General features: G+C 68.0%; 11 protein-coding genes. 3 read left to right on the plus strand and 8 right to left on the minus strand.

The features are described from left to right. Window positions 1-66: 66 nt before the first annotated feature. Together ACM26Y_RS25600 and ACM26Y_RS25605 are read right to left on the minus strand one after the other, a co-directional pair. Complete coding sequence (locus ACM26Y_RS25600) at window positions 67-9,054, minus strand: helicase-related protein (RefSeq protein WP_416063844.1); 8,988 nt, start codon at window positions 9,052-9,054, stop codon at window positions 67-69. Between the two features lie 161 nt (window positions 9,055-9,215). After that, window positions 9,216-9,848 (minus strand): hypothetical protein, encoded by a 633-nt coding sequence (locus ACM26Y_RS25605; protein ID WP_416063845.1) that lies wholly within the window; start codon window positions 9,846-9,848, stop codon window positions 9,216-9,218. A 568-nt stretch (window positions 9,849-10,416) separates the two neighbouring features. Between ACM26Y_RS25605 and ACM26Y_RS25610 the strand changes: the two genes are divergently transcribed. The 3 genes from ACM26Y_RS25610 to ACM26Y_RS25620 all read left to right on the plus strand — a co-directional run bounded on the left by ACM26Y_RS25610 (window position 10,417) and on the right by ACM26Y_RS25620 (window position 13,500). Next, on the plus strand, window positions 10,417-10,608 hold the full coding sequence (locus ACM26Y_RS25610; protein ID WP_416063846.1) for a hypothetical protein: 192 nt from the start codon (window positions 10,417-10,419) through the stop codon (window positions 10,606-10,608). Window positions 10,609-10,644: 36 nt separating this feature from the next. Next, the gene (locus tag ACM26Y_RS25615; RefSeq protein ID WP_416063847.1) at window positions 10,645-11,088 is read left to right on the plus strand and encodes a hypothetical protein; all 444 of its coding nucleotides are present in this window, start codon (window positions 10,645-10,647) and stop codon (window positions 11,086-11,088) included. Window positions 11,089-12,216: 1,128 nt separating this feature from the next. Next, window positions 12,217-13,500 (plus strand): IS256 family transposase, encoded by a 1,284-nt coding sequence (locus tag ACM26Y_RS25620; protein ID WP_106201846.1) that lies wholly within the window; start codon window positions 12,217-12,219, stop codon window positions 13,498-13,500. Window positions 13,501-13,555: 55 nt separating this feature from the next. Here ACM26Y_RS25620 and ACM26Y_RS25625 read toward each other — a convergent pair whose 3' ends face one another. The 6 genes from ACM26Y_RS25625 to ACM26Y_RS25650 all read right to left on the minus strand — a co-directional run bounded on the left by ACM26Y_RS25625 (window position 13,556) and on the right by ACM26Y_RS25650 (window position 20,059). Further along, window positions 13,556-13,708, minus strand: a complete 153-nt coding sequence (locus ACM26Y_RS25625) for a hypothetical protein (protein WP_416063848.1) — start codon at window positions 13,706-13,708, stop codon at window positions 13,556-13,558. Between the two features lie 790 nt (window positions 13,709-14,498). After that, complete coding sequence (locus ACM26Y_RS25630) at window positions 14,499-15,953, minus strand: aldehyde dehydrogenase (RefSeq protein WP_416063849.1); 1,455 nt, start codon at window positions 15,951-15,953, stop codon at window positions 14,499-14,501. Next, window positions 15,950-16,873, minus strand: a complete 924-nt coding sequence (locus ACM26Y_RS25635; RefSeq protein WP_416063850.1) for a TauD/TfdA dioxygenase family protein — start codon at window positions 16,871-16,873, stop codon at window positions 15,950-15,952. The genes ACM26Y_RS25630 and ACM26Y_RS25635 overlap by 4 nt, the downstream gene beginning before the upstream one ends. A gap of 143 nt (window positions 16,874-17,016) precedes the next feature. Next, a complete protein-coding gene (locus ACM26Y_RS25640) occupies window positions 17,017-17,868 on the minus strand; it encodes an enoyl-CoA hydratase/isomerase family protein (RefSeq protein ID WP_416063851.1) in 852 nt (283 codons plus the stop codon). Then, a complete protein-coding gene (locus ACM26Y_RS25645) occupies window positions 17,865-18,926 on the minus strand; it encodes an acyl-CoA dehydrogenase family protein (RefSeq protein ID WP_416063852.1) in 1,062 nt (353 codons plus the stop codon). Before ACM26Y_RS25645 ends, ACM26Y_RS25640 begins: the two co-directional genes overlap by 4 nt. Further along, window positions 18,923-20,059, minus strand: coding sequence for an acyl-CoA dehydrogenase family protein (locus tag ACM26Y_RS25650; protein ID WP_416063853.1), 1,137 nt, complete (start codon window positions 20,057-20,059; stop codon window positions 18,923-18,925). Before ACM26Y_RS25650 ends, ACM26Y_RS25645 begins: the two co-directional genes overlap by 4 nt. Window positions 20,060-20,108: the final 49 nt, after the last annotated feature.

Consider the following 20,108-nt stretch of genomic DNA (forward strand, 5'->3'; position numbering starts at 1 on the left):
CGGTGGTGTGGTGGGGCAGGACCGTCGGGTCCTGCCCCACCGGTGGTGTCGAGGCTAGAGACGCGATCAGACGGCGCGACCGTCTTCCTCGTATCCGCCTCCGTATTCGGCTTCGTACTGCCGCGTCGGGTCGATGTGCTGCTGCTGTTGCGGCGCTGTGCCGTGGGGATTGAACTTGTGCAGTGGGCGAACGTCTCCTGCGGCCCGCAATCCGTGTGCGAGCGTGTCATCGAGCTCGAAGGCGCCGGGGGCGGCGCTGACCGTCTCGGTCGGCTCCACGATCGCATCGGTGGGTTCGACCACCGCGGCGGTCGGTTCCACCGTCGTGGGGGACGCGGCGTTGTCGAGGCGTTCGCGGCGGTCGATGCCGGCCTGGTGAATTGCCTCGCGGGGGATCTCCCGGTCGGCGGCGAACTGTTCGACCACGCGGGTGCCGATGCTGAATGCCTCGCCTCGGGTGTTGACGGCGTCACGGTCGATCGCGCCGTCGCCGTCCCAGGCTTCGAGGTGCCATTGCCGGTCGTCCCAGTGCACTCGGGCACCGGGCCGGCCGCTGCCCTGGTCGAAGCCGTACTGCCAGATTGCTTCGGTCTCGTCGAGGGCCACCCACGGTTGGGCCTTGCGGCTGGCTTCGCGTTGTTCGGCGCCGTCGAGCCATTGCTGCCGGGCGGCGGCCATGCGCGCCGGCACCGAGGCGATGAGGTCGGACTTGCTCATGCCGCGGTGTTCGGCCCAGGCATCGGTGGGGTTCAGGTCGAGGGTCCACTGCGGGTATTGCCCGTCGGCGGCTCGCCGTTCGCGTTCCTGGCGGGCTCGGCGTAGTGCTTCGGGGGAGTTCTCGCGGGCGTTGACCTCGAGGCGCAGCTCTTCGGCCCGCAGTTTCGCGGCGTCGAGTTCGTCCGTCTCGGTGAACTCGAGCTCCGGCTCGGACTCGGCGTCGGCGAGCCGGCCCCGGTTGTGTTCGATCCGCGCTTCGATGACGGGCACCTGCCGGACCGCCTTCTCGGCGAGATTGCGGAGGGTGGTCAGCATCCCCTGCGCCCCGCTGGCTTTCTCGACCGCGTTGAGGAACCGGTCTCGGTCGTACCAGGCGATCTCCTCGCCGACACAGAGGTAGAACTGGCCCAGGACCTGGGTGTAGCCGAGTTCGAGGGGCACGCCGCCTATGGCCCCGAAGACCACCTCGTCGTTGCTGCGGGTCACCTCCTCCTCGAGCCGGATCAACGCCCCTCGCAGCGCGTCGGCCAGGTCGGCGGTTTCCGAGTCGGGGATCGCGGCGTGGGGGAAGTGCCAGATCTTCTGGGCGCGGTCGTCGATGCTGTTCCACGCGGCGAGCTTGTCGACCGTCGCCCGGACTTCGGGCAGCCGGGTCTCGTCGGTGGTGATGGACTTGCTCAAGGCCCGGATCGCGGCGCTGCGGGCGGCGTTGGCGCCCTGGACGGCGTCGCGGCGGGCTTCGAGGTCGGCGACCTGCTGGTCGGCCTCGACCTGCGCGACGAAGACCGGATCGCCGGTGGCGGCGGCCTTGCTCTGTGCCCACGAGACGGTCAGGTCCCCGCCGAGGTCTTCCATCGTGGGGGGTACGTCGGCCTTGCGGATCATGGCGACGAAGTTCGATTTGCGGGCCACGTACTGGTACATCATCGCGTCGTAGGAGCGGCGGGCGACCATGTTGACCACGCTCACGGTCTGGTGGACGTTGCCCTGGCGGATGATGCGGCCGAGGCGTTGTTCCATGTCCGCGGCCGTCCACGCCGGGTCGAGGTTGATCATCTGCTTGAGCGCCCGCTGGACGTTCAGGCCGGTGCCGCCCTTCTTGGTGGAGGTGAGCAGCACCCGGATCCGCCCGTCCGCGCACGCTTCGACCAGCCTCGCTTTGGCCTTGGGGCCCTCGTAGTCGTGCATGAACGCGATTTCGTCGGGTTTCATGCCCCGAGCGATCAGGGCGTCGCGCAGCTCGGTGTAGAGGTTGCGGGATCGGGGGCCGGCTCCGGCCTTGGGGGTGCCGCGGTCGCAGAACACCAGCTGGAACACCCCGGTCATCTCGGGGCCGTACTTGTCGGCCGGGATCCGCAGGTCGGCGTGGTCGGTGTGGACCTGCCAGATCAGGTCGGCGGCGTGTTCGATGCGGCTGTGCTCCGGGCCGGGAGGGGCGAGGTTCGCCAGCGAGGGGTGCATGGTGAGGTTGCGTCCGTCGGTGGCGATCTTGAGGCTGTTGTCCAGGTCCATCCGATCGCCCTGGATCGTGCCCATGCGCACGTCCAGGTCGGCCATCGCGTCGAGGGCGTCGGGGCCCAGGTCGAACTCGACGATCTGCGGGGTGCCGCCGTCGAGGGTGGGCAGGCGCACCGGGATCTGATCGGCGGTCACCACGTCGCGGAACTGGTCGAACATCGCCACCAGCTGCGGGACGTTGGCGTATTCGGCCATGCGGGTGCGCATCTGGATGCGGGTGGCGGTGGTGTTCATCTCCGCCACCGATACCGGCTTGGCGAAGGTGCCCGCCCAGTTGTCGATGCGCCCCAATCCGGCCTCGTGCAGCAGATCCGGGCGCAGGTACTTCATCATCACCCAGATCTCCGACAGCGAGTTGGTGATCGGGGTGCCGGTGGCGAACGCGATCGCCTTGGCCGGGGCGTGCGGCATGCCCTGCTCGGCGTTGCGAGCGCGGGCCTGCTCGCGCAGGTACTTGGCTTTCATCTCCAGGTCGGTGGCGCGCTGGGAGCCGGTCGGCACCGACAGGTCGGCGCTGTTGGACGGGCGGGTGAGGTTCTTGTAGTCGTGGGCCTCGTCGACGAACAGGAAATCGCAGCCCGATTGTTCGAAGGTCAGCCCGTCGTCGGTGGCCTTGGCGTCGATGATCTTCTCGATGCGGCCTTCGGCGGCCTTGATCGCGTTCTCGATCTGCTTGACCGTGAACTCCGCTCCCTGGTTGTTGGCGGCGTCGAGAGCCTGCCGGAGTTCGGCGATTTCGCTGTCGAGGTATTCGATCTGCGCTTCGCGGCGCATGGCGATCTTGCCGAACACCGACTGCGGCACGATCACCAGATCCCAGTGCCCGACCGCGCTCTGCCCGACGAAGCGTTGCCGGTCGTCGCGGCCGTCGAGTTCGGAGGCGACGAGGATGTTGGCGTTGGGGTAGGCGTCGCGGGCCTCGACCGACCACTGCGCGAGCAGGTGGTTGGGCACCACGATCCAGGGCTGGCGGATCTGCCCGAGTCGTGTGGCTTCCATGCACGAGGCGGTGATCGTCAGGGTCTTGCCGGCGCCGACCACGTGGTCGAGCAGGATCGTCTCGTCGTGCAGGAACCGCTGCACCGCGGCGGCCTGGTAGTCGTAGGGCGTGTATTTCGGGTTCAGGCCGGGGAAGGTCTTGCTGTGTCCGTCGTGGACCGGTTTGACGAACGAGTTGTAGCGCTCGTTGAAGGTGGCGGCCAGGCGCAGGTAGCGGTCGCCGTCCTCCCACAGCCACTTCTCGAACCGTTCTTGCAGCGCACCAGCGGAGGCGTGGGCCTGTTCGGTGAGCCTGACGTGGAACCGCGGCTTGGGGGAGCGCTCGAGCTCGTCGGCGGTCTTGGTGACCTGGATGGGTTTGTTGTTGGCGAGTAGCTCGAACATTTTCACTCCGGGGAGCCGGCCGGTGCCGTACTTGTCGGGATAGCCGCTGGAGAACTCGTGGCGGCTTTTCTGGTCGGTGGAGATCTCCCAGCTGCCGCTGACCTTGTCGTGCTCGACGGTGAGCCGGTCCGGGCGCAGCCCGAACTCCTGGATCAGGAACGCGCGATAGTCCTCGATCGGCACCCAGGTCGCGCCGATGCGCACCCCGATGTCGGCGGGGTCCACATCCGCCGGCACCACCGATTCGAGGGCCTGCACCAGCGGGGCGTAGCGGGGATCGGTGGCCGCTTTGACCTGGGCGAGGGCGAGTTTGTCGCGGACCTGCCCGGACAGGGCGACGGTGGCGAGTTCCCACTGCCTGTCGGTGTGCAGGGACGGGTAGATGCGGCCCTGGGCCCCCTCGAGGGTGTCCTCGACGGACAGGTTCAACAGCTCGGCGACCCGGTGCGGGGAGATGTGTCCGAGTTCGTCGAAGCAGATCGCCAACGCCTCGTCGAGGTCGGCGGCGCCGGTGGCCTTGTCCTTGAACGGGGTGGTGTCCTCGGTGAAGATCGCCGTCTTGGTCGCCACCGCCTCGGTGCCGTCGAAGCGCGACTGGAAGTTCTCGATCGCCAGCACCATGCCCAGCCGCGGATCGCGGGCGATCGCGCCCTGCAGATGCGCGGAATACCGCCGCGGCTGCGGCTGCTCGGCCGCCTTCTCGCGCAGCTCCTCGAGCACCTCGTCGGGAATCGACCCCTCGAACGGTCCGGCATCCCTCGGGTCGAGGCCGTCGGCAATAGCCTCGTCGCGGCCGGTCTTGATCCGCCACTCGGTGATCGCCTTGTCCAGGCGAGCGGCGATCTTCGCCTCCGACAGCGGCGTCGGGTCGGTGAGCTTGAACCGGTTCAGCGGCCCCCACCGGCGCACATAGCCGTCGTAGAGCGAATTCAGCCGGCCCCGGATCACGTCACGGTCGGCGACGGTATGCGTGCGGGAGCGGCTGGCCTCGGACAGCTCCATCACCGTCTCACCGAGAGCGATGAGCACCTTCCACTGCTCGGCGAGATCCTTGCCGCGGCAGCCGACCTCGGCCCAGCCCCGGCCGAGGGTGAACTGCTCGAAGCGATTCTCTGCCTCGTGGAACCGCATCGCACCGGGCAGCACCTCGTTCGAGTCCAGACCGGCTCCGGTGCGCAACCCCGGCGTGGTGAACGCCTCTACCTGCACCGGATCGGGGGCCGGGGCGGTGAACCCGAGACCACGTGCGACGGCCCGGTCGACGAGCGGATCGAGCTGGGCGCGCAGCTGCTCGGCCAGGGCGGCGCCGGTGTGCGGGGTGACCCGCAGCGAGCCCCCGGCATACATGCCGCCCCCCACGGTGAGGGTGCCCAGCACCCGATCCGGGTACTTCGCGAAGTAGGGGTTGATCCAGGTCCGCGCCTGCTCACCGGTCTTGGCGTCGATCGCCGCGACCTGCACGGCGGGTGTGGCCCATTCGAGGGTGTCCTCGGTGGGGGTGGCTCCGTCCTCGCGGCGGCGGAAGATGAGCACGTCGGTGACCACGTCGGTGCCGGCCTGCCGGTCGAACGCGCCGGTGGGCAGGCGCACCGCCCCGATCAGATCACCCTTCGCGGTGATCGCGGCGCGCTGTTCGGCGCGGCGGGCGTCCGAGGTGAACATGCTGGTCACCACGGCGACGTAGCCACCGGGCGCGGTCAAGGCCAGGGATTTGGCGATGAAGTGGTTGTGGATCGCCAGCCCGCTCGGGTTGTGGATCGGATCGACGGGGGAGAACTTGCCGAACGGGACGTTGCCGATCGCCCCGGTAAAGGTGGCCTCGGGGGCGAAGTTGCGTTCGAAGCCGTGGTTGCGGATCTGCTGCGAGGGATACAGGTAGTGCGCGATCTTCGCGCTGATCGGCTCGATCTCGACGCCGACCATGAGCACCGAGGCCGGGGCGGTGCCGACGAAGTGGCCGGCCCCGCAGCCCGGTTCGAGCACCAGGGCGCCGTCGGGCAGTCCGGCGCGCTGCACGGCCCGCCACAGTTCCGCGACGATCGCCGGGTCGGTGTAGTGGGCGTTGAGGGTGGTCTGGCGGGCCTGCGCGAAGCCCTTCTCCCCGAGCAGATCGAGCAGTTCGCCGTGCTCGGCGCCCCACTGCGCGAGGATCTTCGGGCGGTTGTCGAAGACCTCCGGGACCGCTCCCCATCCGGACCACCGGGCCAGCACCGCCTGCTCGTCGGCGATCGCCGGTCGCTGCTGCTCGTCGAGCTCGCGCACCAGGCGCAGGGCGGCGATGTTCGCCCGCGCCCGGGCCTTCGCCCCAGTGGGGACCAGCACCTCGGTACCGAGAGTGAAGTCCTGCGCCGCCGCGGTCGGCGGGGCAGGACGCACCACCGGGGCCGCGGCCGCGGAGTCGGTGTCCGGGTGCGCCTGGTCACCACCGGTCTGCGGGGTGGGTTCGCCGGTCTCGGCGACAGCCTCCGGCCGCTCAACCGCGGCCGCGGCGGTGGTCTCGCGTTGTGGCTGCTCAACCGTGGTCTGCGGCTCGGCGGAAGCATCAGCAGCGGCGTACTGGGCGGCGGTGGCCGGGGAGAGGTAGACGTATCCGCCGGAGTGTGTGCGGACCTTGACCAGACCACCGCCCCGCCACAGGGGGCTGGTCAGCGGCTCGCCGTACTCGGTGTCGGGAACGACCAGCTCGTCGGCGTCCGCGGCCGCCTCGATCGGCTCGGCGACAGCTTCTGGTTCCGGTGCCAACTCGGGTTCGGGGGCGGGGGTCGGTGCAGCGATCGGTCCGATGTGGCCGAGCATCGGACGATCGGTGAGCATCCACGAGGTCGCCGCCGTGGCGGGGCCGGGCGGTGCCGACGGCTCGGTGGGAGCCGATTCGACCTCTTCGAAGATCACCGCGCCTGTGTCATCGACCGCAGGCGCTACGACTCGGGGGGACGGCGGCGGGGCCTCCTCACCGACCTGCGGTTGCTCGGTCTCGATGGTCGGTTGGTCGTGGGTGTCCACCTCGGCTTCAGCCTCGGTGTCGGGGTCGAGTTCGGCCTCGACGCCGGTGGTGCGCTCCGGGTCGAGCTGTTCGGCCTGGGGGTCGGCTGCGAGGACGGCGCGGGCTTCGGCGATCGCGTCCCGCATCGTCAGCTCGGGACGGGGTTCGCCGTCGACGTAGGTGATGTGGTCGCTGCTGTTCGGTGCCCACCCGGAGCGGATCGTGACGTGCCGGCCGTCGGGGTCCCCGACTATCACATCTCCCGCCCCGGCGAAGGTCAGGTCGGTGGGGGTGAGGCTGTAGAGGTCCTCGCCGGCTGCCCGAAGATCGCGCAGAGTCTTCGGGTCCGCGTCGTGACCGAGGGTCCACTCCAGGTCGATCCCGAGGGATTCGAGCAGGTCGACTTCGGCCGGGACAGTGCTGCGCAGCTGCTCGATGATGCCCCGGCGCACGTCCTCGAGGAGCGAGTGGGCGGCAACGAAGGTGCCGGACTCGTCGTACTTCCACAGCAGATCCGACCGGGCGGCAGCGTGGTAGAACTCGTTGTTCCGGGTGTAGGCGATCGCCCTGGTCACGACGGTTGTGCGGGCCCCGGCGTAGGGCCGGTAGATGCGTTCGATCCACTCCGGGATCGGCTTGGTGCGGGCGTCGAGCAGCGCACCGATCGCCACCCGCGGGTTGTGGCCGGCGGTGGTGGACGTGCTGCCGCCGTCGAGGGTGTATGCCCATCCGTGAATCGTGTAGTGCTGCACCCTCGATTCCACGTAGTCCTGCAAGCGGAGCTGGCAGAATTCGCCGGTCGCGACGAACCCGGCGGAGACATCCGATGCCTCGGGTTGCGGCAGGTTCGGGATGATGTTTCCGCGCAGCTCGGCAGCCAGACGCTCGGGGGAAATGCCGGCGGTGGCGGCGATCAGATCGGGGCGTTCCTCGGCCATGACCGCGAACGCGGTCTCGATGCCGAACTCGATCAGATCGGTGCGGGTCCACATCGGCAGCCCCGCCCACGACCCGACCAGCGGGTCCCGGCGTAGCTGCATGGTCATCCACGCCGTCCACTCCGCGGCGGTGTCCTGGTCCCAGGTCAGCTCGGGGCCGTGGAGGCGATCCCATTCGACGTACGCCCGCTCGTACAGCTCGGCCGGCAACGGGTGATGTTCGAGTAGAACCTTCGCTGCGGCCTGCCGCAGCGGTGAGCTGGCGCGGGCGGCTTCGGCGATCAGGGCCTTGGCATCGTCGCGGGCCACGGCGGGCAGGTAGTCCGGGCGCCGGCCCTCAACCTTGGCGATAAGCCTCGGGTCGACGGCGATCTCGGCGAGCAGGGCGTGCCGTTCGTCGGCGGTGGCCTCGCGGCGTCCCTGCTCGACCCCGGCGAACCACTGGCTGCGGATCTCGTCGCGGGCCTTGCGGCCGCGCACCGCCTCGAGCGCGGCGGCGACCTGCGGATCGGTGTCCGGCTGCGGCAGGGTCAGCGGATCGCTGGGGTCGTAGGCGGCGCGACCCCGCGCCCACCATTGCTCGACCTCGACCGTGGCGGCCTGGTCGATGCCGTCCTGCACCGCGTCGATGTGCTCGCTGCGTTGCTCGGCGGTGGCGAGCTCCACCTGTTCCTGCGTGTCCAGGACGTGCTGGGTGGTGTCGAGGAAGTCCTCGGCCACGGCTCGTTCCTCGCTGGCGCGGGCGTCGACGATCGTGTCGGTGACCGCGGCGGTGACCGGATGCTGCACCGGCTCGCCCGTGCGGGCCTGCCAGTACGCTTCGGTGGCGCGGTGGCCGAGTTCGCCCCAGCGTTTCGGATCTGCCAGGATCGACCGGCACACCACGAACATCTCGTCGGTCAGCGAGGCACGGTCGGTCATCAGGTCGGCCAGCGCGACCTGGGCCTTGACTTTGAAATGCCCGTCGGCCCAGGAGAAGAACTGCGCCGCGGTGTTGATCTCGGGGTTCGCCGCGGCATCGGCCTCGGCGTCCGGCTCGGCGAGGGTCTCGAGCAAACGACGTTCGACCTCGGCCAACGGATCGATTACCGGCTGCAGCTGCGGCGTATTGACCTGGGGCGGTTCGGGTGCCGGGGGAGTGCCCGGTGCGGCCGGTTCGGTCGGTGCCGCGGTCGGGAGGAACATCGGCCCTGCGGGCCGGTCGGTGAACTGGGCCTGCGGAATGTTGCCGGCCAGCAGCGACGCGATCAGATCGTGGGCCTGGCCTTTGGTGATGCCGTCTTCGACGACGAAGGGCACGTCCGTCTCGCGGGCAAGGCGTTCGAGGGCCCGCAGCTGGCGCCGGGTGGCGGGGTGCTCCCGCCAGGCCGGTTGCGCAGAAGCGACCTCACGCACCACCTGCCTGGGGACGCCCTCCGGGTCGATCCCCAGAACGTGCAGCTCACTGCGCAGCTGGTTCTCCCGGCCACGCAGCTCCCGCCATTGCCCACGGAGCCGTTCGAGGTGCTCGGTCAACGCAGCGACTCGCTGACCGTTGATGTCGACGCCACGGCCCAGTCCGCGTTCCTGCGCGGTCGCCAGAGCCTTCCTGGCCTCGGCCAGACGATCAGCGAGCTTCTCGCCCTGTTTACGCAGGCCAAACAGTTCGTCGCGGACCTGTGCCCACTGTGCCTGGATCAGAACGGCAGATCCGGGTCCTGCGGCGGGTTGCGCCGCATCTCGTCCTCGATCATCGCCGCCAGCTCGTCCGCCAACGGATCGCGGGAGGTCATCGGCACCGGCTGGTTGTCCTCGATCCGCTGTGCGATCAGCGCCTCCGCCAGCGACAGGAACCATCCCGGCTTCGACACCCACACCCTTTCCACGACTCGACCCGCGGTCGGGTTCGGCCGAACGTTCCGCGTCCGCCACCGATCGGGATCCTGCGCTGCCCGGGCTGCCTCCCTGCGTTCCTTGATCCGCCGATCGAGCCCCACCTCGAACTCCTCCTGCGCTGCCCGAATCTCCGGCGTCACCTGCGGATAAAGCTCGCCCTCGAGCACCATCTCCCGCGCTGCCCGCCAGGCTGTTGCCTTGGTCTGCACCGCGTCCCGGTACGTCGCGTCCGGGGTGGTCGGGGTTGCCTGCTCGAACTGCTCGGCCGCGTCCTCGGTCATCTGCTGCAGGCGCAGAGCTTCCCGGTCGATCTGCTCCTGTTCGGTCGCCGGATCGACGCCCAGCCACTCGACCAGAATCCGTCTGGTCTCGGCCGCGATCGTCAGGTCGATTCCCTCGACCTGCGTGGTGAATTCCTCGCTCTGCGGTGCCATTTCGTCCTTCCTGATCCGCGGTTCCGAACGTGTCCTGGTTGGCGTTCTTGTCCGCCACGCGACCTCCTCGACTGCGCCCGACCCTGGGCGGAGTCCCCCCGAATCCGTGAATGTTTCAAGATCAATTCTACTCGATCACTGCACTCGAAATACGTCCTGAACTGCGATTACCTGTCGTTCCACTACCCGATACGCGATGCTCGCGGGGCGGCCGCCGCGACCGCCACCACGACGATCAGCGGAAGAATCAGAAGCCCTCCGACGCCGGCCGCCACCGCCCGAACCGGGCGACCGTACCGGCGATACGACCGGTGCGCACAGAAGAGCGCAGCCACGATTCCGAGCACATTGAAGGTGAGCAGCACAACCATTCGATCCCCCTGCCTCGGTGGGCGTGTCAGGCACATCCGTCGTCTCGTCGTCCAGCTGTGCCTACACCACGGCGCCGACAGCGCCGCGGTACGCATACGTCCGCAGGTCGGCAGAGCCCGTCTCGATTGCTCGCTGTCGCCACCGGCTGCCATCATGGGAGTACAACGGACCGGATCGAGACGGAAGGGGGCACGCCGTGACCACACACGACGTTCGGGCACTGGTCGCACGGTGGCGTGCGTTGCCTACCGAGGAGAAGGTCTATCGGCGGCGCGCCGCCGTGGTCGATCACGTGATCCACAGCATGGCGATGGAAGGCGAGCCGGTCTCCGACCGGTGGATCGAGCAGGCACGGCACCGTCAGCGGACCGTGCTGGGCTCGCACTGATCGTGCACGCACGGATCCGCGCAGCAGCGGTTGCCGGTGGGTGAGCCGGCGGAGCCGGTCGATACCGGCAGCACCCGCCAGTTCGAGACGCTGTTCGGTACGAAGACCTACCACGAGGTCGCCGATCTGATCGCCGAGCCGCTGCGCCGGCTGCTCGATGAGGTGGCCTCCGGTCACTTCGCCGACGAGGCGATGGACGTGGATTTGCTCCGCGAGTTCCATCGCCGGATCCTGATCGACGTGATGCCCGAACATCGCCGGCAGGTGGCGCAGGAAGCCGGTCCGGGTGGGAGGCCACTATCCGCCGGAACACATTCATGTGGACCGGGAGATGCGGGGAGCTGTTCCACAGCTTCACCGGCCGGCTCGACTACTGCGCCGGCGACGTCGAGCTTCAACTCGAAGCCCTCGCCTACCTGGAGGCTCAGGCGCTGCACGTGCACCCCTTCGAGGATTTCAACAGTCGAGCGGTCCGGGTGATGGTCGCCGAGCGATGCGGCGGCTGGATTTTCCCGTTCTCGAGCTCAGCGTCGAACGGGACACCGCCCCACATGCCCGGTATGTGGCGGCGCTGCGGGAGTGGGATCAGCACAGGTCGTTGGCTCTGCTGTGTGAATTCTGGCGGGACGTTCGTTTCGCATCGTTCGGCGATCAGGACTGAGGGCCCTGCCTGCGACGCAGCATCGAGCCGGGGGTAGGGGTGCCGCCGGTGAGCTCCGGTCGAATACGAGGGACAAGCACGCACAGCCGGGTTCGATCGAGGACGAACGCGGCTGTGCTGCGGGCTGAGCCGAGTACCTCGACTACAAAGCGGAACAAGCGCCTACCGAGTGCGAAGACCCCGAGGCGGCGGTGTCGAACCGAAGGCCCGGCCCGCCTCGACGCAAAGCTGCATGCGTGGCGTGCACGCAATGCACTCATGCTTCCGCCAGCGCGTTCGATCCCTCCCGTCGGGACACCGGCACCCTCCCTGGTACAGGGATGATCCAGTTCCGTCCGTGGAAGCACCGACTGGAGTCCGTCCCGGAAGACGAGAAGGGCCGGTTCGTACTGTGCAGTCCCCTGCAAGGCGCAGTCCGAACCGGCCGCCCTGCAGTGTCGCACGCTCGGTCGAGAGCGGCGTGAGATCGAACATGAGAAACCCCGTCGGAGAGAGTTTGGGGGCAACTCCGGCGGGGCCTCGTGTCACCGTGCAGGGGGATGACGGTGACTTCACAAACCGTACCGAACAGACACCGGCGCCGTGAGGTTCCCTGCCCGTACCTGTCCACTACCGGCGGTCACGGGAGCCGGACCATCACGCCCGCGCGACGCTGTCGCTCGTTCCGCCGGTCCCCGAGTTCGTGTCCGGGGCCGTGATCAAGGGGGCCATTGACACCATGGGCATTCGAGCCCATCGATACGACGCCCAAGGCCTGGCGTGTAGTACCTGCTGCCGGCACCCCCGATCGCCAAGCCCTAACCTTCCGACGGCATCGATGCCACCCTGTCGTCATAGCCGTTCCCGATCGCAGAGGTGACGACCCACCCGCATCGCCCACGCGGTCGACGTCGAGGTCGACGGGACTGTAAGAACAACGGTGTAACTCTGAAAGGAGATGCACCACCATGACCGATGTGATTGATCGTGAGGACGAATCGAACTCGGCACCTGTGGGTGTCAGCGATGCCCGGCTGCAGGAACTGGTGGATCAGGCGCGGGCCGAAGGCCTCCAGCTCACCGGCGAGGGCGGGTTGCTGGCGAAGTTGACCAAGCTGGTGGTGGAGTCCGCCCTCGAGGGCGAGATGGACGACCACCTCGGCTACGGCAAGAATGACCCGGCCGGCAGGGGCAGCGGCAACTCCCGCAACGGCAGACGCGCCAAGACCGTGCTGACCGAGGCCGGCCCGGTCGAGCTCGACGTACCCCGGGACCGGGAGTCCTCGTTCGAGCCGAAGATCGTGGCCAAGCGGCAGCGGCGGCTGACCGGGGTGGAGGACATGGTGATCTCGCTGTCGGCCAAGGGACTGACCACCGGTGAGATCTCTGCGCACCTGGCCGAGGTCTACGGCGCCGAGGTGTCCAAGCAGACGATCTCGACGATCACCGAACGGGTGATGGACGGCATGGCCGAGTGGCAGAACCGGCCGCTGGACCCGGTGTATCCGGTGCTGTTCATCGACTGCATCCACGTCAAGATCCGCGACGGCAACGTGGCCAACCGGCCGATCTACGTCGTGATGGGGGTGACTGTGGACGGCACCCGCGACATCCTCGGATTATGGGCCGGCGAGCACGGCGACGGGGAGGGGGCGAAGTATTGGCTTCGGGTGTTGTCGGAGCTGAAGAATCGTGGTGTGCAGGATGTGCTGATCGTCGTGTGCGACGGTCTGAAGCATCTGCCCGACTCGATCGGGCAGGTGTGGCCGCAGACCATCGTGCAAACCTGCGTGGTCCACCTCCTCCGCAATACCTACGCCTACGCCTCCCGCAAGGACTGGGCCGAGATCGCCAAGGACCTCAAACCGGTGTACACCGCGCCGTCGGAGCAGGCCGCGCTGGACCGGTTCGCCGAGTTCAGCGACAAATGGGAGAAACGCTATCCCGCGATCATCCGGCTCTGGACCAACACCTGGGCCGAGTTCGTGCCGTTCCTGCAGTTCGACAACGCCATCAGACAGGTCATCTACACGACCAACGCCATCGAGAGTGTCAACGCCCGAATCCGCAGGGCCGTCAAGGCCCGCGGTCATTTCCCGACCGAGGCCGCGGCCCTGAAATGCGTGTACCTGGCCATCATGAGCCTCGATCCCAAAGGCACCGCCCGCCAACGCTGGTCCAACCGCTGGAAGGCAGCACTGAACGCCTTCGAGATCACCTTCGACGGACGCCTGTCCGCTGGACGAAAGTAGCTACAGTTCAACCAGTTACACCGTTAACTTGACAGACCCAGGTCGACGTCGCCGATCATCGGTCGGCATCGCGTTGCAGCACTGTGTGACTGTCCCGATCCGGCAATTCGGTCAGGTTCGGAGACAGGAGACGGTCGAGCAGCACGATCGGCACGGCGAGCAGCCATGACACAGGGGTGACGAACAGTCTCTCGATCATGGTGTTCATCGCAGGGCTCCTGTGGTGAAGGCGGAGTGGAGTTGGTGACACGGTGAGGCATGCTCGCGGCGTCGAGGATCGGAGAAGTCCGGCGCCAGTGCGCCACCGTGCTCGACCATCGACTGCTCGGGTTCTGTCTGGTGAGCAATTGCCACGAAGGCCACCTATGCCCCCCCCCCGAGCCGGGCTCATATCTCTCGGCCGTGGTGGCGCCCCTCCGGCCGAGCTGCATACCGAGGGAACACGGGCTCGATCGGCCGCTTCGGGGGCACGAGCGCCTACGTCGAGAACTCCACGCCGTCACGGTTGGACTGATTCTTGGTCGGTGTAGCTCCGACGTCAGGCAGGCAGGATGTGCTGATTCAGGTGCCGTCGCGTCGGCTGGTGAGCGACCCATCTTTCGATTTCGTCCGCGTCGATCTCGGCTCCCCACGCGCGAAGGGCGTCAGCTGCAACGAGAAGACTGTCTGACGACATCGTGGCCAGGAGACCACCAGCTGTGGTGCCGTGGCTGCTCTGCTCGGGTGCGCTGGTGCGAAGTCCGGTCATGAGGGTTCTCTTTCTGTCCAGCGTAGCGGGAAGTACACCGGGATCGGTGTGGGGTGCTCGGTTGGCGATGACGGCGAGTTGGGTGGTCGGGGCGCATCGAAGCAGGGCGGCGGGGGCTTGGCCGCCGCTGATGCACATGATGGGGATGCCGAATTCGAGGTCGCAGCGGTTGCGGTCTGCGACTCTCTTCCTTCCGTGTCCGGTTACGTTTCGACCGCCGGCGCCGAACGAAGCTCTCGCTCGGTAGGCGCTATTGCTCCGGCAGAGCGATGGACTTCGTTTCGAGGTACGACGCGAGGCCTTCTGTGCCCATCTCGCGGCCCATTCCGGAGTTCTTGTAGCCACCGAACGGTGCCGTGGGCTCGGCTGCGAAGCCGTTGACGGTCAGGGTTCCTGTTCGGATTCGGCGGGCCACGTCGAGCCCACGGGCGGAGTCGGCGGTGAATACCGCGCCGGACAGGCCGTACTCGGAATCGTTGGCGATTGCGACCGCGTCGTTCTCGTCGTCGTAGGGGAGCAGGCACACCACCGGGCCGAAGATCTCCTCCTGCGCGATGCGCATCGATCTGTCCACCTGCCCGAACAGTGTCGGTTGCACATAACATCCGGAGTCGAGACCTTCGGGGATCCCCCCGCCGGTGAGCAGCTCGGCGCCTTCGTCCTGTCCGATCCTGATGTAGTCGAGGACACGGCGTTGTTGGCGGGGCGAGACCATCGGGCCGACCTGCACTGTCGGATCCGTCGGATCACCGACGATGAGTGATTCCGCTGCCGCGGTGAGTCGTTGCGCGATCTCGTCGTATCGCGAACGGGGCGCGAGGACACGGGTGAGCGCGACGCATGCCTGACCGCTGTTGAGTGCCCATGAGGCGCCGGTGATCGTGGTGGCGGCGGTCTCGATGTCCGCGTCGGGGAGGATTACCGCTGCCGATTTGCCTCCCAGCTCCAGCGTGATCCGGCTCAGGTTCCGGGCGGCGACCTCCATGACCTTCTTGCCGGCGGTGACGGATCCGGTGAATGACACTTTGTCGATGCCGGGGTGGCCGACGAGGTACTCGCTCACGTGGCGATCGGCGGGAAGGACGCTGAGGACACCGTGGGGCAAGCCGGCCTCGGTCGCGACTTCGGCCAGCAGGTTCGCATCCAGCGGTGTCTCCGGCGAGGGTTTGAGCACGACGGTGCAGCCGGCGGCCAGTGCCGGAGCAAGCTTGAGGGAGGTGACATAGCCCGGCACATTCCACGGCACCACAGCAGCTACCACGCCGACCGGTTCGTGGCGTACCACGACCGGTGTCTGCAGGCCCTGTCGGCGCTCTTCGAACGGAAATGCACGGGCTGTGCGCGCTGTGACTGCGTAGATCGCCGCCGGAGCTCCGGCTTGGGCACGCAGGCTCCAGGTGATGGGAGATCCGTTCTGCCGGGTGATCATCTGCGCAAATTCGGGAATGCGTTCGCGCAGCAGGGTGCTGATCCGTTCGAGCACCGCGAGCCGTTCTTCCAGGGGGAGCCGGGGCCAGGGACCGGTGTCGAATTCGGTGCGGGCAGCGGTGACCGCCGCGTCTACATCGTCGCGCGTGGCATGGGGTACGCGTCCGACGACGGTGCCGTCGTGCGGGTTGACGACTTCGATGATGTCGGATCCCGAGGGGGTGGACCACTTTCCGCCGATGAACAGTTTTGTGTAGTCCTGCCTTTCGGTGCTCATGCCGACACTCCGACCGGGCGGTCGCCGACGATCGAGATTCGCTCCATCACCCGGCGAGCGGGATGGTAGTCACTGGCGGCGTAGTGCTGGCAGGTTCGGTTGTCCCAGAACGCGATGGTGTTGGGTTGCCACTTCAGACGCACCTGGAATTCGGGGCGGGCAATGTGGCGGTACAGCCGGGTGAGCAATTCCTCCGACTCCTTGTCGGGCACGTCCAGAATTCGTTGGGTGAAGGCGATGTTGACGAACAGGACCTTGCGGCCGGTCTCGGGAATTACCCGCACCACCGGGTGGTGCACGATGGGCAGCTTCGGTCGGAGTGTGTCGATGGCCTCCGGCGGCATGCTCGCTCCGAACGTGTCGATCCAGTCGTGTTCGGCGACCAGGTGCTCGAGTCGCTGTTTGAGTTCGTCGGGCAGGGTGTCGTATGCCGCACCGGTGTCGGCCCACAGGGTGTCTCCGCCGACCGGAGGAACCTCGACGGCTCGGAGCACTGCTGCGAACGACGGCAGGGTGTGCCAGGTGACGTCGTTGTGCCAGTTGTTCTCGGTGCCTGCGGTGTCCATGTCCTTCGCGAACGTCGTCACGTCTGCGGCGGTCTGACCGGGCAGCACGTACTTGAAGAAGGGGTGTTCCTCGAGGTCGCCCCACAGCGCGGCGAACTCGCGATGCTCCTCGCGGCTGATGTCTTGGTTGCGGAAGAAGAGCACCTTCCAGTCCGTCAGCGCCTGGGCGATCTCCGTGCGAGTCTGTTCGTCGAGGTCGCCGCTCAGGCGGACTCCGTCGATGTCGGCTCCGATGGTGGGGGACACGGGGGTGACCCTGATTCGTTGATATCCGGTGGTGTCATGCGGGGGGTGGGCGACGAGAGGGCCGAAGGGCGAGTGCGTGTCCACCATCGTGCGGTGTGGGGTCGGCATGCGAAACGTCTCCTGGTGGTGCGGGGGTGAGGGTTGACGGGGCTCGCTGAGCGGGCGCGTTCGGGTGGGTCGACGCCGGGGGTCGGCGGGTGCCGTACCGAGCTCGTCGGCACTTCCTTCGGGGAGCACCGTGCCGAGCCCTGTCACCGGCCGACGAACCTCGGGGTGCGTTTTTCGAGGAACGCGACTCGCGCTTCTTCCGCGTCCTTGCTCGAGGCGACAGCGATGAGCCGGTCGATCTCGTCGCCGAGGTATTCGGCCAGGGGGCGCGTCGTCGCGGCGTCGAGATTGAGCTTTGCTCCCTGCACGGCCAGCGGTGCGGCCGCCACGAATCGGCGCGCCAGAATGCCGACCCTCGTGTCGAGAGTGTTGTCGTCGATTGCCTCGGTGAGAAGGCCGAGCTCGAATGCGCTTGCGGAGGTCAGCTTTTCGGGCAGCAGCATGATCTCACGGGCTCGGGCGGTGCCGACCACCCGTGTCAACAACCACGGTAGTGCGAGATCACCGGGGAATCCGACTGCGACGAACGCCGAGTTGAATACGGCTGATTCGGCGGCGATCCGCAGATCGCACGCGAGAGCGAGCGAGAGTCCGCCGCCGGCGCAGCCACCGCGGATCGAGGCGATCGTCGGCACCCGCATCGCGATGAGCCGTTCGATGACGGCGGAGGCAGCGCGCAGGCTTGCCCGATCGTCCACGGGGCACTTCCCCCGCACGATCCGAGTCGACGGAGCGGACGCATGATCGCGGCCCACACAGAAGTCGTTGCCGGTGCCGGTCAGGATCACCACGCGTACCGACGGGTCGCGGTCGATCCGGTCGAGGGCGTCGGCGAGGTCGGTCATCAGTGCTCGTGAGATGGCGTTGCGTCGCTCCGGCCGGTTGAGCCTCACTGTTGCGACCGAGTTCGATACGGTGCACTCCACGGTACCGGGCGGGGCACCGTGGTTCGGTGTGGTGGCCGACGCGATCGGGTGCTCGGGGGTGAAGGTCATGGTGCTTCCTCGGTCGGTCGGACGGCGCAGCGGCGCAGGGAGGTGACGAACTCCCAGGGGTCGCTCGCCGAGGCACGCTTGCCGAGCGTGCGAGCCCAGGTGTGTTCGTTGCCGTGTTCTTCACGCCAGGCCCACAGTCGTCGAGTCGCGGTGTGCAGGTCGTGTTCCTCGGTGGTGCCGATCGCTCCGTGGATCTGGTGGGCGAGTTCGGCGACAATCCCGGCCCCGCGCGCAGCGGTGATTCGGGCAGCGGCGACCGCTGCCCGCGCGTCACCGCTGTCGGTTCCTGCTCGCAGGGCACTGCGAGCGGCCAGTGACATGAGCGCCACCTCCCCGGCGATGGTCGACAGGTACTGCTGCACCACTTGGAATCGGGCGATCGGGCGGCCGAACTGCACCCGCTCCCCGGCGTATCGCACACTCAGATCCAGCGCCCGTTGCGCAGCCCCGGTGAGCTGCACGGTGCGGGCGTGCGCTGCATGCAACGCCGGATCGAAGGTCGCCGGCGCGGCAACGACCACGTCGTCGGTCATGGTGACGCCGTCGAAGACGAGGTCGTCGCGAGGTTCGCCGGCGAGGTTCGCCCCGGCGACGAGCGACGCGTGCGACGGGTCGACCACAACCACGCGGTCGTCGATGTGGATCACCACCGCCCGTGCGTCGCGGGCCCACGGCACGCGGTGCAGCGTGCCGTCGAGGCGCCAAGCGCCGTGCGGGATCGACGTCAGTCGCAACGATGTCCGGTCGCCGATGGCGGCGGTGAGCGGACCGGACGGGATCGGCAGGCGGGTCGCGGCCAGCAGGGGGGCGGCCAGCCACAGCGTCTCGGTGATCGGGGCCGGGACGGCATGGTAGGCACATGCGTGCACGATCACGGCCGCGTCGGCGGTGGTGCCACCGCTGCCCCCGAGTTCTTCGGGAATTCCGACGAGGGTAAGACCGGTGTTCTCGAGTGTGGACCAGGAGTCGGAGGTGGTGGTCCACTGTTCGAACAGGGCGTGTGCGGTCTGGGTGAGCAGAGCGGATTCGGCACTGCGCTGCGGGTGTGTCGTGGTCATCGCACTCCCATCGCCCGGGCGATGATGGCCCGGAGAATTTCGTTGGTACCGCCGCGCAGTGTCGCTGTCGGTGACATCGTCAGCGCGTGGGCAAGCATGCGGGCGAGTGGATCGGTGGAGTCGAGGTCGGGCTCGGTTCCGCAGGTGCGCGCGGCCTCGATCACTTCACGTTCGAACCGGGTCCCGAGGTCCTTGACCACCGCGGCCGCCACATCAGGGGCCTGTCCTGCGCTCAGCGCGACCGCCACCGCGATCGAGGCCTCACGGAGCGCCCATGCCCGCGCGATCAGCCGGCCCAGGATGGTCGGTTCGAGTGCGCCTCGTGCGACGAGCAAGCGCAGAAGCGGCATCGTGCTCAGGATGCGTTCGGGACCGCTGCGCTCGTACGCGAGTTCCGCGTTGACCTGGGCCCAGCCGTTGCCGACTGTGCCGAGCACGTCGGCGTCCGCGACGAACACGTCGTCGAAGACGACCTCGTTGAAGTGGTGCGCGCCGTTCATCGAGCGGATGGGACGGATCCGGACGCCGTCTCGCGGGAGCGCAATCAGCAGTTGGGTCAGTCCCTCGTGTCGGCTGTCGCCGGCAGGTCCGGTGCGGACGAGCGTCTGGATGCAGTGCGCCAGGTGCGCACCGCTGGTCCAGATCTTCGTCCCGGTCACGAGCCACCCCCCGTCGGTGCGGGTCGCCCGGGTGCGGACCGACGCCAGGTCCGAACCGGTGTCAGGTTCGCTCATCCCGATCGCGAACAGGATTTCCCCGAACGCGATGCCGGGGAGGTAGCGATGTTTCTGCTCTTCGGTGCCGAACCGCAGCAATCCGGGGGCGACCTGGCGGTCGGCGACCCAATGCGCAGCGACCGGTGCGCCCGCGGCGACGAGTTCTTCGACGACGACGAACCGTTCGAGCGGTGTGCGCCCGCGCCCGCCGTATTCGACGGGGATGGTCATGCCGAGCCAGCCGTGCCGGGCGAGGCGGCGGCTGAACTGCGGGTCGGCGCCGACGATCCAGCTGTCGGTGTAAGGGACGAACGCATCCGCGGCGCGCTGCTCGGTGAGGAACGCACGGACTTGGGTCCGCAGATGATCGAGGTGGTCGGGCAGGTGGGCGTCGGGTAGGTCGAGGACCGAAGTCATGGCCTCTCCTGGAATCGGTGGCCGGGGTGGGCCGTCGGTGTGGACGCGG

The sequence above is a fragment of the Rhodococcus indonesiensis genome, assembly GCF_047782815.1.
Lineage (GTDB): Bacteria > Actinomycetota > Actinomycetes > Mycobacteriales > Mycobacteriaceae > Rhodococcus > Rhodococcus indonesiensis.

What these genes read in the sequence shown, in the direction of transcription:
- ACM26Y_RS25635 (WP_416063850.1), bottom strand. Translation starts at nt 16,873, where the DNA reads ATGCCGACCCCACACCGCACGATGGTGGACACGCACTCGCCCTTCGGC.
- ACM26Y_RS25625 (WP_416063848.1), bottom strand. Translation starts at nt 13,708, where the DNA reads ATGAACACCATGATCGAGAGACTGTTCGTCACCCCTGTGTCATGGCTG.
- ACM26Y_RS25630 (WP_416063849.1), bottom strand. Translation starts at nt 15,953, where the DNA reads ATGAGCACCGAAAGGCAGGACTACACAAAACTGTTCATCGGCGGAAAG.
- ACM26Y_RS25645 (WP_416063852.1), bottom strand. Translation starts at nt 18,926, where the DNA reads ATGACCACGACACACCCGCAGCGCAGTGCCGAATCCGCTCTGCTCACC.
- ACM26Y_RS25620 (WP_106201846.1), top strand. Translation starts at nt 12,217, where the DNA reads ATGACCGATGTGATTGATCGTGAGGACGAATCGAACTCGGCACCTGTG.
- ACM26Y_RS25640 (WP_416063851.1), bottom strand. Translation starts at nt 17,868, where the DNA reads ATGACCTTCACCCCCGAGCACCCGATCGCGTCGGCCACCACACCGAAC.
- ACM26Y_RS25605 (WP_416063845.1), bottom strand. Translation starts at nt 9,848, where the DNA reads ATGGCACCGCAGAGCGAGGAATTCACCACGCAGGTCGAGGGAATCGAC.
- ACM26Y_RS25650 (WP_416063853.1), bottom strand. Translation starts at nt 20,059, where the DNA reads ATGACTTCGGTCCTCGACCTACCCGACGCCCACCTGCCCGACCACCTC.